This window comes from Actinomadura sp. (assembly GCF_044508335.1).
GTDB lineage: Bacteria > Actinomycetota > Actinomycetes > Streptosporangiales > Streptosporangiaceae > Spirillospora.
Genome location: NZ_JBIQHY010000009.1, coordinates 1 through 13487 on the forward strand (window position 1 = coordinate 1; position 13487 = coordinate 13487).

Consider the following 13487-nt stretch of genomic DNA (forward strand, 5'->3'; position numbering starts at 1 on the left):
CCCCGTAGCCGGGGCCGGCCGGGCGGCCCGTCAGGCGAGGTCGGAGGGGTCGGTGTTGGCGCCGCACAGCACGACCACCACCCGCTCGTCCGGGGACGGCCGGTAGGCGCCGCAGCGGAGCGCGGCGAGCGCGGCGGCGGTGCCGTGCTCGACGGCCAGGCGGTACTCGCCCCACAGGTGCCGGCGCGCCTCGACGATCGCCTCGTCGGAGACCAGGAGCGGCCGCACGCCGGTGCGGGACGCGACGGAGAACGCGATGTCGCCCAGCCGGGTCGCGCCGAGCGAGTCGGCGGCGATCCCGGACACGTCCACGTCCACGGGGCGCCCCTCGCGGAGGGCCCGCTCCATGGTCGGGATGGTCTCGGGCTCGACGCCGGCGACGCGCGCCCGCCCTTCGAGGGCCGCGGCGACGCCCGCGATCAGCCCGCCGCCGCCGACCGCGATGAGGACGGTGTCGACCTCGCCGCCGGTCTGCTCCAGGATCTCCAGGCCCAGCGTCCCCTGCCCGGCGCAGACCTCGGGCAGGTCGTAGGCGTGGCAGAACAGCGCCCCCGTGTCGGCGGCGCGCTTGGTGGCGGCGTCCTGCGCGTCGGCGTAGCGCGTCCCGACCTGGACGACCGCGGCGCCGAGCGCCCGCAGCCGGGCGACCTTCACGGCGGGCGCCGTCTCCGGGACGTACACCTCGGCGGGCACGCCCGCCTGCGCCGCCGCGTACGCGAACGCGAGGCCCGCGTTGCCGCCGGACGCCGCGACGACGCCGGCCGCCGGGAGCCGCCCCTCGTCCCGCGCGGCGAGGATGTAGTTGAACGCGCCCCGCGCCTTGAACGACCCCGTGTGCTGGACGAGTTCGAGCTTCAGCCACATCCGCGCGGCCGGCCCGGGCTCGACCTCCATCATCGGCGTGCGCCGAACCCGCCCCGCGATTCGCCGAGCCGCGGCCTGGACATCCGAATGAGCGATCACCGGCACTCCCTCTCCGAGTTCCCTAAGTAGCAGAACACACTTTGAGTCATGACCGCTCGGCGGCGGGCAGCGCGGGTCACCGGTTCCCGAGCGCGGCGGCCCGGGCGAGGAGGGCCTTGCGCTCGGGCGCGTTGCGGGTCAGCCCGGCGGCGCGCTCGAACTCCGCGCGGGCCTCGTCCAGCCGGCCGAGGCGCTCCAGGAGGTCGCCGCGGACGCTCGGCAGCAGGTGGTACCCGCGCAGGGCGGGCTCGTCCACCAGCGTGTCGGTGATCTGCAGGCCCTTCTCCGGGCCGTGGGCGCGGCCGACCGCCACGGCGCGGTTCAGCTCCACGACGGGGGACGGGGCGACGGTCGCGAGGATCTCGTAGAGGGAGGAGATCTGCGCCCAGTCGGTGTCCTCGGGGGCGGGGGCCTGCGCGTGGGTCGCGGCGATCGCCGCCTGCAGGACGTACGGGCCGGGCGGCTCGCCGATGTCCTTGGCGCGGAGCAGGGCGGCGAAGCCGCGGTGGATGAGGAGCCGGTCCCAGCGGCCGCGGTCCTGCTCCAGGAGCGGGACGGGCTCGCCGGACGGCCCGGTGCGCGCGCGTGTCCGGGACGCCTGGATCTCCATCAGCGCGACCAGCCCGTGCACCTCGGGTTCGCGCGGCGCGAGGCCGGCGAGTACGCGCCCGAGGCGCAGCGCCTCCCGGCACAGGTCCGCCCGCACCCAGGAGTCGCCGGCGGTGGCCGCGTACCCCTCGTTGAAGATCAGGTAGATGACCTCCAGGACGGACGACAGCCGCGCCTCGCGGTCCGGCCCGGTGGGGACCTCGAACGGCACGCCGGCCTCCGCCAGCGTCCGCTTGGCCCGGACGATCCGCTGTGCCACGGTCGCCTCGGAGACGAGGAACGCGCGCGCGATCTCGTCGGTGGTGAGGCCGCCGAGCATCCGCAGCGTCAGCGCCACCCGCGCCTGCACCGACAGCACCGGATGGCAGGCCGTGAAGATCAGCCGCAGGAGGTCGTCCTCGATGTCCTCGTCGTCCGGGACCTCGATCTCCGCGGGCGCCCGGTCCTCCAGGTCGCGCCCGATCTCCGCGATCTTGTCGTCCAGTCGCCGCTGCCGGCGGATGCGGTCGATGGCGCGGCGCTTGCCGACGGCCATGAGCCAGGCGCCCGGGTTGTCCGGGACGCCTGACTCCGGCCACTGTTCGAGCGCGGCGACCAGTGCGTCCTGCGCGAGTTCCTCGGCGAGCCCGATGTCGTGCACCATGCGGGCGAGCCCGGCGATGATGCGCGCGGCCTCCAGCCGCCACACCGCGTCGATGCTCGCGTGCACGTCGGGTGCGCTCGAAGAGGTCACGCCGCCGATGAGAGCACCCGCACCGGCCGCCGCGCAAGCTCAGCGGCCGCCGCCGGGGACCCCGGGCGGGATCCCCGCCGGCGTCACTGCCCGGGGAACGGGTCGTCCGGGCCGAACACCTGCTTGATGACGCCCTCGCCGTCGCCGACGATCGAGTAGAACCGCTTGGACAGCTCGATCGCCTCCTCGCGGTTGCGCGCCTCGATGAGCGCGAAGCCGACGACGCCCTCCTTGGCCTCGGTGAACGGGCCGTCCGTCACGGTGACCTTGCCCCCGGACGAGGTGATGCGGGTGCCGTAGGGCTCCAGCCCGCCGGTCGCGAGGAGCACCCCCGACTTGGCCATCTCCTCGATGAACTTGCCCATCTCCTGCTGGAGCTTCTCGTCCGGCGGGGCGTCGTTCCCGCCGGTGTCCGTGGTCATCATCAGGAACCGCATGGGTGCCTCCAAGGTCGTGTACGGCTCTGTCTTCGGTCCGGGTCATCCCCGGACTCTGCCAACGCGTCGAAGAAGGGAGGCCCGGATCGACATCCGGTCCCGGCCTTTTTCAAGTTTTTTCTCGGAGTCTGGATCCTGCCAGGTCAGCGCCCGGCAAGCTGAGAACGGCACCGCCCGTCGCCGCAGATCACGACAAACGGGGAGGTATGGGGCAGGTGGGCAAGCGTCCCGCCGTCGAGTAGCGTCTCCATGTAAGAAGGTTTCCTGCGCGCCGAGGAGGATTTCCGTGGGAGAGTCAGCACCGGGCGCCGGTGCACGGCCCGGACCCGACATCGACGACACCGTGCCGCAGTCCGCGCGCATCTGGAACTACTGGCTCGGCGGCAAGGACAACTACCCGGTCGACCGCGCCGCGGGCGACCAGTTCGTGTCCGTCTATCCGCAGATCGTGGACGTCGCCCGGCACTCGCGGGCCTTCCTCTCCCGGGCCGTCCGCCACATGGCGGGCAGCGCGGGGATCCGGCAGTTCCTCGACATCGGCACCGGCCTGCCGACCGTCGACAACACCCACGAGGTCGCCCAGCGCGCCGCGCCGGAGGCCCGCATCGTCTACGTCGACAACGACCCGCTCGTCCTCTCGCACGCCCGCGCCCTGCTGGCCGGCGGGCCGGAGGGCGCCACCAGCTACGTCGACGCCGACCTGCGCGACCCCGACCGCATCCTCGCCGAGGCCGCCCGGACGCTCGACCTCGGCCGCCCGGTCGGGCTGATGCTGCTGAACATCCTCGGGCACATCGCCGACTACGACGAGGCGCGCTCGATCGTCCGGCACCTGATGGACGCGCTGCCGGCCGGCAGCCACCTGGCGGTCGCGGACGGCACCGACGTCATCACCGGCGAGGCGTTCCGGACGGCGATCGAGCTGTGGAACCAGGCCAGCGACACCCCCTACCACCTGCGCACCCCAGAGCTGATCGGCGGCTACTTCGAGGGGCTGGAGATCCTGGAGCCGGGCGTCGTGCCGGTGTCGCGGTGGCGCGCCGAGCCCGGCCCGTTCGGCGAGCCGGACGAGGTGGACGAGTTCTGCGCCGTGGGGGTGAAGTCTTGAGCCTCCGCGGACGCCGGGACGAGCCGCCCCATACCGCCTCCGGCCGCGGCGCGGCCGGCTTCGCCGCACCGGGCCTGCGGGACGCCGGGCCGACCGTGCTGCGGATGGTCGTCGGCGCGCAGCTGCGCCGGTTCCGCGAGGCCGCCGGGATCTCCACCGAGGACGCCGGCTACGAGATCCGCGGCTCGCACTCCAAGATCAGCCGGATGGAGCTGGGCCGCGTCGGCTTCAAGGAGCGCGACGTCGCCGACCTCCTCACCTTCTACGGCGTGACCGACGCCGGCGTCCGCGAGACGCTGCTGGAACTGGCCGAGCACGCCAACGCCCCCGGCTGGTGGCAGGCGTACGGCGACGTCGTGCCCGCCTGGTTCGAGCCCTACCTCGGGCTGGAGCAGGGCGCCGACCTCGTCCGCGTGTACGAGGTCCAGGACGTCCCGGACCTGCTCCAGACGCCGGAGTACGCCGGCGCCCTCCTCGCCGCCCGCCACCCGGAGGCGCGCCCGGAGGAGATCGAGCGGCGGGTCGAGCTGCGCATGGCGCGCCGCCGCGTGTTCGAGCGCCCCGTGCCGCTGAAGCTGTGGGCCGTGCTGGACGAGGCGGTGCTGTGCCGCACCGTGGGCGGCCCGGCGACGATGCGCGCGCAGATCGAGCACCTGATCGCGATGGCGGAGCGGCCGAACGTCAGCGTGCAGGTCCTGCCGTTCAGCTCCGGGGGCCACGCGGCCGAGAGCGGCCGGGTGACGCTGCTGCGGTTCGCCGAGGACGAGCTGCCCGACGTCGTCTACCTGGAGCAGCTCACCGGCGCCCTCTACCCCGACCGGACGGCCGACATCGCCCGCTACCGGGACGTCCTGAACCGCCTCGGCGTGCAGGCCGAACCCCCGTCCCGCACGCCGGAGATCCTCCGGGACCTCCTCGCCCGCTGACCCGCGCCGCCCGCCTGCGCCGCCGCCCTGCGCCGCCGGCCTATGCCGCGGCCGGGACGTAGGTCGCGATGATGACGCCGGTCTCGAAGGTCCTGGTCCCGGCGAGCGTGAAGGACCCCGAGAAGTCCTTGCGGGTGAGGAGCTCCTCGGGGTCGCCGGTTCCGGCGAACACCGGGTGGATCCACAGCCTCAGCTCGTCCAGCAGGCCGTGCCGGACGAGCATGCGCGACACCGGGCCGAACCCGTACTGCAGGATGTCCCGGCCGTCCTGCTCCTTGAGCCTGGTGAGCTCGGCGACGGCCCCGGCGCGGGGGATCGCCGTGGTGTCGCCCCATCCCGGCTTCCTCAGGGAGTCGGACACGACGTAGTGCGGCAGCGTGTTCATCCGGACGCCGAAGTCGCCGGTCGCCTTCTCCATCGCCGGCCACGACCGCGAGAAGCCGTCGAACGTCCTGCGCCCCATCAGCAGGGCGCCGCAGGAGAACAGCAGCTCCCGCGCGTAGGCGGCGGCCTCGTCCTTGAAGTACGCCGCCGTCCAGTTCTGCGGGTTCTCGATGACGCCGTCCAGCGACACGTACGTCGAGTTGATGATCTTGCGCATGATGCCTCCGTGGCTAGGCTCGTGCTGCACTTCTCGCGTCCGGCGGCCACGGGCGCCACCGCGTTTGCGCGATCCTTACGGTCCCTTGCGCACCTCTCGGAGCCCCGCACGGGAGCCCGGGGAGACCCCCTCGCGGGCCGGCCCGGCCGCCGGCCGTGGACGGTTTGCTGGGCGATTTGTCATATATTTCGAGTGCGTTGCGGAAAGTTACGGAACGGTCGCGGACCCTTGTGGCCCGCACCACATTTATTTGATCATGAGCGGCTGTGTGGCGACGGGGGCTTGTACTGCGGCGGATGGCCGGCGATCGGACGCTGGTGCTGGCCGCCTGCGCGACCGCGCTGTTCGCCACCACCGTCCTCGCGGCCCTGGTCGGCTACACCGGGTCGGTGACCCGCGAAGGGCTGCGGCGCACCCTGGCCGACGCGACGTTCGCCTCCGTGGGGGCGACGATCGGCACGCACGTGCCCGCGAACGGCCTCACCGAGGTGCGGGGACGGGTCGACCGCACTCTCAAGCAGATCTACCGGGACGTGCCGCTGTCCGTCTCGATGAGCGTGCGCAGCGACTCCTACACGCTCCCCGGGCAGGAGAAGAGCGACCACCCCGAGCTGACCGCGTTCGGGACCTACACCGGCATCGAGAAGCACGCCCGGCTCACCAAGGGGCGCTGGCCCGGTGCGACCCCCGGTGACGTCGAGGCGGTGCTGCCCGCCGCCGCCGCGAAGGCCATCGGCGCCGACGTGGACGACGTCCTCACGCTGCACGGGCGCGTCGACAAGAAGTCGGTGGTGAAGGTCCGCGTCGTCGGGCTGTTCGAGGTCCCCGACCCGCAGCACTACTTCTGGCAGGGCGACCGGCTCGTCACGACCGGCGTCGAGCAGCTCGACTACACCACGTACGGGCCGTTCGTGGTGCCGCCCGATGTGTTCGCCGCGAAGTTCACCGGCACCGGCGCCGACGCCCGCTTCACCGTCATGCCGGACCTGCGCGGCGTCGGGTCCGGCGACCTCGCCCCGCTCGGCGACCGCGTCGCACACGCCGCCGACACCTTCGAGGACGCCGGCGGGGCGCAGTTCACCGTCGTGACGAAGCTCCCCGAACTGACCGGGCAGCTGGGCGGCGCCGTGCTCGTGGCACGTTCCACGATGCTGATCCCGGTGATCCAGCTCGTCCTGCTGGCCGGGTGCGCGTGGCTGCTGGTGGCCCGGCTGCTCGCCGACCACCGGCGCGGCGAGGTCGCGCTGCTGCGCACCCGCGGCATGGGGATGCGCCAGCTCGCCCGGCTCGGGCTGCTCGAAGGGCTGCTGATCGCGCTGCCCGCCGCGGTGCTCGGCCCGCTGCTCGCCCGCCCGCTGCTGCGGCTCGCCGGGCACGCCCCCGCGGTGCGGGCGTCCGGGCTGCGGCTGGACGCCGGGTCCGCGGCCCCGCTGTGGGCCGTGTCGGTGCTGACGGCGCTGGCGTGCGCGGTCGCCCTGACCGTCCCGACGCTGCGCGGCGCGAACCGCACGTTCGTCGAGGCGCAGGCCGGGATCGGCCGGCAGGGCCGCGGCGGGCTGCGCGGCTCCGGCGTCGACCTGGCGCTGCTGATCGTCGCCGGGCTCGCGATCTGGCAGCTCACCCGGTACGGGGCGGACGGCGCGGGCGGCACCGGGGACGGGACGTCCGGCGTCGACCCGTTCATCGTGTCCGGCCCCGCGCTGGCGCTGCTCGCCGGCGGGGTGCTGCTGCTGCGGGTCGTGCCGGGGGTGTCGCGCGTCGCCGAGCGGGTCGCGACGCGGGCCCGCGGGCTCGTGCCCGTCCTCGGCACCCGGCAGGTCGGGCGGCGCCAGCTCCGGTACGCGGGGCCGGTGCTGCTGCTGGTCATGGCGATGGCCGTGGGGGTGCTGTCGGTCACGACGATGGCGACCTGGCGGAAGTCGCAGACCGACCAGGCCGACTTCCAGAGCGGCGCCGACCTGCGGCTCACCCCCTCCACCGGCGGCGGGGGCCCGGCGGCGCTCGGCCAGGGCGGCCGGTTCGCGGCGCTGCCCGGCGTCACGGCCGCCACGGCCGTGCTGCGCACCGAGGCCGACCTCGGCAACGAGCCCGCGACGCTGCTCGCCGCCGACACCGGCACGCTCGGGCGCGTGCTGCGCGTCCAGCCCGGCCTGCGGAGCGACCTGCGGCTGGACGAACTGGCCGCGGCGCGACCCGCCGCCCCCTCGCTGGCCGTCCCGGGCAAGCCGAAGCGGCTGATGTTCGACCTGAAGCTCACCCGCACCGGCCCCACGCCGGGCGGCGACGAGCCCGCGGCGGACACCGACTACAAGGTCGCGGTCACCGTCGTGGACGCGCACGGGCTGGCCCGGACGGCCGAGCTGCCCGGATTCCCCGCCGACGGCCACGAGCACACGGTCGCGCTGGACACCGCCGCGCTCGCCGGGCCGGGCGGCGTGCCGTCCTACCCGCTGTCGGTCCGGGGCGTCCACTACGCCTACGACGACAACGCCTACACGGGGCCGCTCGACCTGGCGGTCCTGGGCGTGCGCGGCGACGGCACCGGGGACGCCCGGCCGCCCGCCGACCTCCGCTGGGACGTGTTCGCCTACTCGCCCGACCCGTCCAAGCCCCTGAAACCGCATCTGAAGGACGCGAAGGACGGGACGGAGGCCGGCGGCGCGCTCGCGGACATCGCGATGCCCGCGACCGCCGACCCCAACCCGAGCCGCGGCATCTACAGCAGCGCGACCGGCGCGACCGTCCACGCGATCCTCAGCACGCCCGCGCCGCCGAAGCACGGGGTGCAGAACACCGACCTGAAGCCCGCCGTGCCCGGCGTCATCACCGGCGAGATGGCGGAACGCGCCAAGGTCGGCGTCGGCGGCACCGTCACCGTCAGCACCGTGGACGGCGACCAGCCGGTCAAGGTCGTGGGGATCGCGCCCGCGCTGCCGACCGTGCCGCCCGGCCGCCCCGGCGTCCTCGTGGACCTGCCGACGCTCACCCAGAGCCGGCTCGCCGGCGACGGCGTCGCCACCGAGACCGTCCAGCCCGGCGAATGGTGGGCGGCGGTGCGCGGCGGGCGCACCGCCCCGGCCGTCCATGCGCTCGCGGACCATCCGCAGTGGGGCGAGGTCGCCGCCGACCGCGTCGAGACGCGCGCCGAACTGCGGGACGCCCCGCTCGGCGCGGCGCTGCAGGGCGCGCTCGTGCTCGGCTTCGGCGCCGCGCTCGCCTTCGCCGTCATCGCGTTCGTCGTCAACGCCGCGGTCACCGCGGGCGAGCGGACCCGGGAGTTCGCGGTGCTGCGCGCCCTCGGCGTCCATCCGAAGCAGGTCGCCGGGATGCTCGCGATCGAGCAGGCGTACCTGGTCGCGCTCGGCCTGCTCGGCGGGACGTTCCTCGGCCTGGTCGTGGCGCGGCTCGTCGTCCCGCACGTGGTGCTGAGCGTGCAGGCCGCCGACCCGTACCCGCCCGCCGAGCTCGTCGTCCAGTGGCCCGTGGTGCTGGCCGTGCTCGCCGGCGTCGCCGCGGTGCTCGGGCTCGTGCTGCCGCCGGTGATGCGGATCCTGCGGCGCCGGAACCTCGGCGCCGGACTGCGCGTGGGGGAGGACCGATGAGAGGCCCCGCCCTGCCGATGGGGGGCTCCGCCGTGCGGCTGGCCCGGGCGCAGTGGGCGCCGCTCGCCGCGCTGGCCGTGCTGTCGCTGCTGTCGGCGCTGCTCGCGGTCGCCGTCCCCGCCCGCACCGCCGCCGGGTACGACCGCGCCGCGGCCGCCGCCATCGGGCCGACCGCCGACCTGCGGGTGGAGGGCCAGGCGCAGGGCGGCGCCGCGTGGTCGGCGATCCCGAGCCAGGCGGCCCTGGAGTCCGGCACCATCACCTGGCAGCAGATGCTGCCGCGGTCGCTCGCCGAGGTGACCGGCGAGCCGGAGGCGTCCATCACCACGGAGCGGATGGCCGTCGACGGCCGGTTCGCCGCGCCCCGGCTGCTCTACCTGAGCTGGGACTTCGGCGCGTGGCAGCGCATCCGGCTCGTCGCCGGCGAGCGCGCGTACAACCCGGCGACCGAGACCGGCGGCGACATCCGCGTCATGGTCGCCAAGGAGTACGCCGACGAGCTCGGCTACAAGGTCGGCGACCGGATCCGCGCCGACGGCGCCACCGCCAGGATCACCGGCCTGTACGTGCCCGCGGACCCCGGCGACCCGTTCTGGGCGCCGCGCGCCCGCATGCTGCACGTGGTCAAGGAGTCGCTCGGCGGCGACGGGCTCCAGGGCGACGCGGGCACCGCGCTGATGGACCCCGGCGGGTACTCGCGGGTCGCGCGCGGCGGCGACGTCCAGTTCCTGTTCAGCTGGCGGTTCCCGATCCGCGGCGGCGAGGTCGACGCCGGCGCCGCCGGCGCCATGGCCGGCGACCTCGACGCGTTCCGCTCCGCGGTCCGCGGCCACGGCGGGATCTTCCCGTGCGACGTCGTCACGCCGCTCGACAAGCGGCTGACCGCGTTCGCCGGGCGGCTGCACACCGCGCGGTCGGTGCTCGGGCTGGCGCTCGGCGGGCTCGTCGCCGTCACCGCCGGGGTGCTGCTCCTCGCCGCCGGGCTGCTCGGCGAGCGGCTCCGCCCCGTCCTCGGCACGATGCGGGCGCGCGGCGCGTCGCTGCGGCAGCTCGCCGTCCCCGCCTGCGGGCTGACCGCGCTCGCCGTCGTCCCGCCCGCCGCGCTCGGGTACGCCGCGGGGCGGCTGCTGGACCTCGGCCCGCCGCAGCCGGCCTTCGCGTACGCGATCGCCGCGCTGGTCGCGGCCGCGCTGCTCATCTCCGCCGCCATGGTCTGGCGGGAGCGGGGCGGCGGCCTCGGCTCGGTCGCCGACCGCCGCGACGACCTGGTCACCGTGCGGCCGTCGCCGCGCCGGCTCGTCCTGGACGGCCTGCTGGTCGCGCTCGCCGTGATCGGCGTCGTGCTGCTGCGCCGGCGCGGCGCCGGCGCCGGGACCGATCCGCTGGTCGCCGCCGTCCCGGTGCTGCTCGGCGCGGCGCTCGGCGTGGTCGTCCTGCGCGGCTACCCGTACCTGCTGCGCGCCGCCGGGCCGGTCCTGCGGCGGCGCAGCGGCGCGGTCGCGTTCCTCGGCCTGGCCCGCGCGTCCCGGCAGAACCTGGTCGGGGCGCTGCCGCTGGCCGTCCTGCTGCTGGCCGCGACCGTCGCCGGCTTCACCGCGACCGTGGACACCGCGCTGCGGGACGGGCAGGCGCGCGCGTCCTGGTGGGAGACCGGGGCGGACGCGCGGGTCGAGGCGGGGCCGGTGGACGACGCGGCGCTGGCCCGCATCCGCGCGCTGCCCGGCGTGACCGGCGCCGTCCCCGCCCGGATCATCACGGGCGTGTCCGCGGCCTCGAACCCGGCGCCGATGACCGTGGTCGGCGTGGACCTCGACGCCTACCGGAGACTCGCGCCGTCCGTGCCGGGCATCCCGTCGGGCTCGGGCGTCCTGCTGTCGCCGCTCGCCGCCCGCACCGTCGGCATGGGGCCGCTGACGCTGAGCCGCCCCGGGATGACGCCGATCAACGTCAAGCCCGCGGGGCGCATCGAGCATTTCCCCGGCCAGGGGGAGGGCACCGCGTTCGCCGTCGTCCCGTACAAGCTGGTGGCGGGCGAGAAGGGATTCCCCTCCCAGGTGTTCGTCACCGGCGACGTGGACGCCCGGAAGCTGCGCGCCGCCTCCGGGCGGGACGTCCAGCTGCGGCGGGACGTCCTGCGGAACCTGACGCGCGGCCCCATGGTGACCGTCGTCCACGAGACGTTCCGGGACGGCGCGCTCATCGGCGGCGTGTTCGGCCTGCTCGCGGTGCTGCTCGTCCTGGTCGTCGGCGCCCGCGCCCGCGGCCGCACCGTCGCCCAGCTTCGCGCCCTCGGCCTCAGCCGGCGGCAGAGCCGCGGCCTCGCCCTGGTCGAGATCGCGCCCGTCCTGCTCTGCGCGGTCGGCGCCGGATGGGTGCTCGGCCTGCTCCTGCCCGACATCACCGGCCCGGTCGTCGACCTGCGGCCCTACACGGGCGGCTTCGCCGCCACCGCGCACACGCCCGGCCCGGCCGCGCTCCTCGGCCTCGCCGGCGCCCTGCTGCTGGCGGCCGCCGCGGCGGTCGCCGTCGACCGCCTCTTCGACACCCGCCCCGGAACAGCACTGAGAACGGGGGACTGATGGCCAACGCACCCGACCTCGCCGAACTGGAGCGCCGCGCCGCCGAACGCGGACCCGTCTACGGCGAGGGCGCGCACATCGTCTGCGACAACCTCGTCCGCATCTACAAGACCGACGGCATCGAGGTCGTCGCCCTCCAGGGGCTCGACCTGCTCGTCGACCCGGGCGAACTCGTCGCCATCGTCGGCGCGTCGGGCTCCGGGAAGTCGACCCTGCTGAACATCCTGTCCGGCCTGGACGTCCCCACCGCCGGGGTCGCCCGCGTCGCCGGCTCCGACCTGCTCACCATGACGTCCAAGGAACGGCTGCGGTTCCGCCGCGAGCAGGTCGGGTTCATCTGGCAGCAGACGTCCCGCAACCTGCTCCCGTACCTGACGGCCGTGCAGAACGTCGAGCTGCCCATGAAGTTCGCCGGGCGCTCCCGCCGCTCCCGCGCGACCCGCGCCGCCGAGCTGCTGGGCATGCTGGACGTCGGCGACTGCGCGCACCGGCGCCCCGCCGAACTGTCCGGCGGCCAGCAGCAGCGCATCGCGATCGCGGTGGCCGTCGCGAACGAGCCCCAGGTCGTCCTGGCCGACGAGCCCACCGGCGAGCTGGACACCGCCACCGCCGCGGGCGTCTTCGCCGCGCTCCGCCGCGTCAATGAGGAGCTCGGCACCACCACCGTCGTCGTCACCCACGACGCGCAGGTGGCCGAGCGCGTCGACCGCACCGTCGGCATCCGCGACGGCCGCACCAGCGTCGAGGTCCGCCGCGGCGGCGGCACCGCCGAGGAGTACGCCCTCCTCGACCGCGCCGGCCGCGTCCAGCTGCCCGCCGCGTTCACCGAGGCCCTCGACATGCGCGACCGCGTCCGCCTCGCACTGGAAAGCGACCACGTCGGCGTCTGGCCGGACCGGGAGGAGACCCCATGACGATGGTGGCCGTGGAGAACCTGACCCGCACCTACCGCACCGGCAAGATCGAGGTCCCGGCGCTGCGCGGCGCGTCCTTCACCGTCGACGCCGGCGAACTCGTCGCCATCAAGGGCCGCTCCGGCTCCGGCAAGACGACCCTCCTCAACCTGATCGGCGGCCTGGACACCCCGGACGGCGGCACCGTCCACGTGGACGGCCGCGAGGTGGGCGCGCTGCCGGAGAACGACCTCCTGGCCCTGCGCCGCGACCACATCGGCTACGTCTTCCAGTCCCACGGCCTGATCCCGGTGCTGTCGGCCGCCGAGAACGTCGAGGTCCCCCTGCGCCTCGTCCGCAAGGACCCGGCCGAACGCGACGAGCGGGTGCGCGTCCTGCTCTCTCTCGTCGGCCTCGCGGACCACGCCGCCCAGCGCCCCTACGAGCTGTCCGGCGGCCAGCGCCAGCGAGTGGCCATCGCCCGGGCACTGGCCAACCGGCCGAGGCTCCTCCTGGCCGACGAGCCGACGGGCCAGCTCGACTCCGAGACGGCCGCCGCGATCATGCCCCTGCTCCGCGCGGTGGTGGCCAGCGAAGGCGTGACGGTCCTCGTGGCGACCCACGACCAGGCGCTCCTCTCGGAGGCCGACCGAGTGCTGAACCTGGAAGACGGCGTGACAACCGAAGTCCCCGTCCCCGCCTGACGTCAGTCGACCGGGATCGTGTAAGCCAGTTCGTACCGGTCGACGGGAACCACGATGTCGGCGGTCTCGACCGCGCGGTCGCCGGTATAGGTGCGCTGGATCACCATCACGATGGAGCCCATCGGCTCACCGAGCCGCTCTGCCTCGTCCGCCAGAACGGCCCGCGCCGTCACCACCTCGGTGGCCAGCGCGACCTCGTGTCCAATGGCCCGCATCCGGGCGACCACTCCGGCACCCGCGTACGGTCCCTCCTCTGGCAGCATCACCGGCGTTCCACGCGTGATCTCCAGCGGCTCCCACGAGGTGGAGAGCATGACGGGCCGCTCGTCCGC

The 13487-nt window shown here is 74.9% G+C and carries 11 protein-coding genes; 6 read left to right on the plus strand and 5 right to left on the minus strand.

All coding sequences use genetic code 11. The features are described from left to right. Positions 1-30 precede the first annotated feature (30 nt). The 3 genes from ACIWVC_RS05495 to ACIWVC_RS05505 all read right to left on the minus strand — a co-directional run bounded on the left by ACIWVC_RS05495 (position 31) and on the right by ACIWVC_RS05505 (position 2742). A complete protein-coding gene (locus ACIWVC_RS05495) occupies positions 31-969 on the minus strand; it encodes a threonine/serine dehydratase (RefSeq protein WP_396452080.1) in 939 nt (312 codons plus the stop codon). A gap of 70 nt (positions 970-1039) precedes the next feature. Further along, positions 1040-2215, minus strand: a complete 1176-nt coding sequence (locus tag ACIWVC_RS05500; protein WP_396453896.1) for an RNA polymerase sigma factor — start codon at positions 2213-2215, stop codon at positions 1040-1042. A gap of 173 nt (positions 2216-2388) precedes the next feature. Continuing rightward, the gene (locus tag ACIWVC_RS05505; RefSeq protein ID WP_396452081.1) at positions 2389-2742 is read right to left on the minus strand and encodes a YciI family protein; all 354 of its coding nucleotides are present in this window, start codon (positions 2740-2742) and stop codon (positions 2389-2391) included. A gap of 280 nt (positions 2743-3022) precedes the next feature. Between ACIWVC_RS05505 and ACIWVC_RS05510 the strand changes: the two genes are divergently transcribed. Both ACIWVC_RS05510 and ACIWVC_RS05515 read left to right on the plus strand, forming a co-directional pair. Then, the gene (locus ACIWVC_RS05510; RefSeq protein WP_396452097.1) at positions 3023-3850 is read left to right on the plus strand and encodes an SAM-dependent methyltransferase; all 828 of its coding nucleotides are present in this window, start codon (positions 3023-3025) and stop codon (positions 3848-3850) included. After that, positions 3847-4776 carry a helix-turn-helix domain-containing protein gene (locus tag ACIWVC_RS05515; RefSeq protein ID WP_396452083.1) on the plus strand — a complete coding sequence of 310 codons (930 nt, stop codon included), beginning with the start codon at positions 3847-3849 and terminating at the stop codon, positions 4774-4776. The genes ACIWVC_RS05510 and ACIWVC_RS05515 overlap by 4 nt, the downstream gene beginning before the upstream one ends. 40 nt (positions 4777-4816) lie before the next feature. Here ACIWVC_RS05515 and ACIWVC_RS05520 read toward each other — a convergent pair whose 3' ends face one another. Next, positions 4817-5377, minus strand: a complete 561-nt coding sequence (locus ACIWVC_RS05520; protein ID WP_396452085.1) for a dihydrofolate reductase family protein — start codon at positions 5375-5377, stop codon at positions 4817-4819. A gap of 296 nt (positions 5378-5673) precedes the next feature. Between ACIWVC_RS05520 and ACIWVC_RS05525 the strand changes: the two genes are divergently transcribed. The 4 genes from ACIWVC_RS05525 to ACIWVC_RS05540 are packed head-to-tail and all read left to right on the plus strand — an operon-like array spanning position 5674 to position 13155. After that, positions 5674-8979, plus strand: coding sequence for an FtsX-like permease family protein (locus tag ACIWVC_RS05525; RefSeq protein ID WP_396452087.1), 3306 nt, complete (start codon positions 5674-5676; stop codon positions 8977-8979). After that, positions 8976-11558: an FtsX-like permease family protein gene (locus tag ACIWVC_RS05530; RefSeq protein WP_396453871.1), complete on the plus strand. Its 2583-nt coding sequence runs from the start codon at positions 8976-8978 to the stop codon at positions 11556-11558. The genes ACIWVC_RS05525 and ACIWVC_RS05530 overlap by 4 nt, the downstream gene beginning before the upstream one ends. Further along, positions 11558-12472 carry an ABC transporter ATP-binding protein gene (locus tag ACIWVC_RS05535; RefSeq protein WP_396453873.1) on the plus strand — a complete coding sequence of 305 codons (915 nt, stop codon included), beginning with the start codon at positions 11558-11560 and terminating at the stop codon, positions 12470-12472. The genes ACIWVC_RS05530 and ACIWVC_RS05535 overlap by 1 nt, the downstream gene beginning before the upstream one ends. After that, complete coding sequence (locus ACIWVC_RS05540) at positions 12469-13155, plus strand: ABC transporter ATP-binding protein (RefSeq protein ID WP_396453874.1); 687 nt, start codon at positions 12469-12471, stop codon at positions 13153-13155. The genes ACIWVC_RS05535 and ACIWVC_RS05540 overlap by 4 nt, the downstream gene beginning before the upstream one ends. 2 nt (positions 13156-13157) lie before the next feature. Here the strand turns inward: ACIWVC_RS05540 and ACIWVC_RS05545 are convergent. Beyond that, positions 13158-13487 (minus strand): UTRA domain-containing protein (locus tag ACIWVC_RS05545; protein WP_396453875.1); only part of this gene is annotated, 330 nt, incomplete at its 5' end.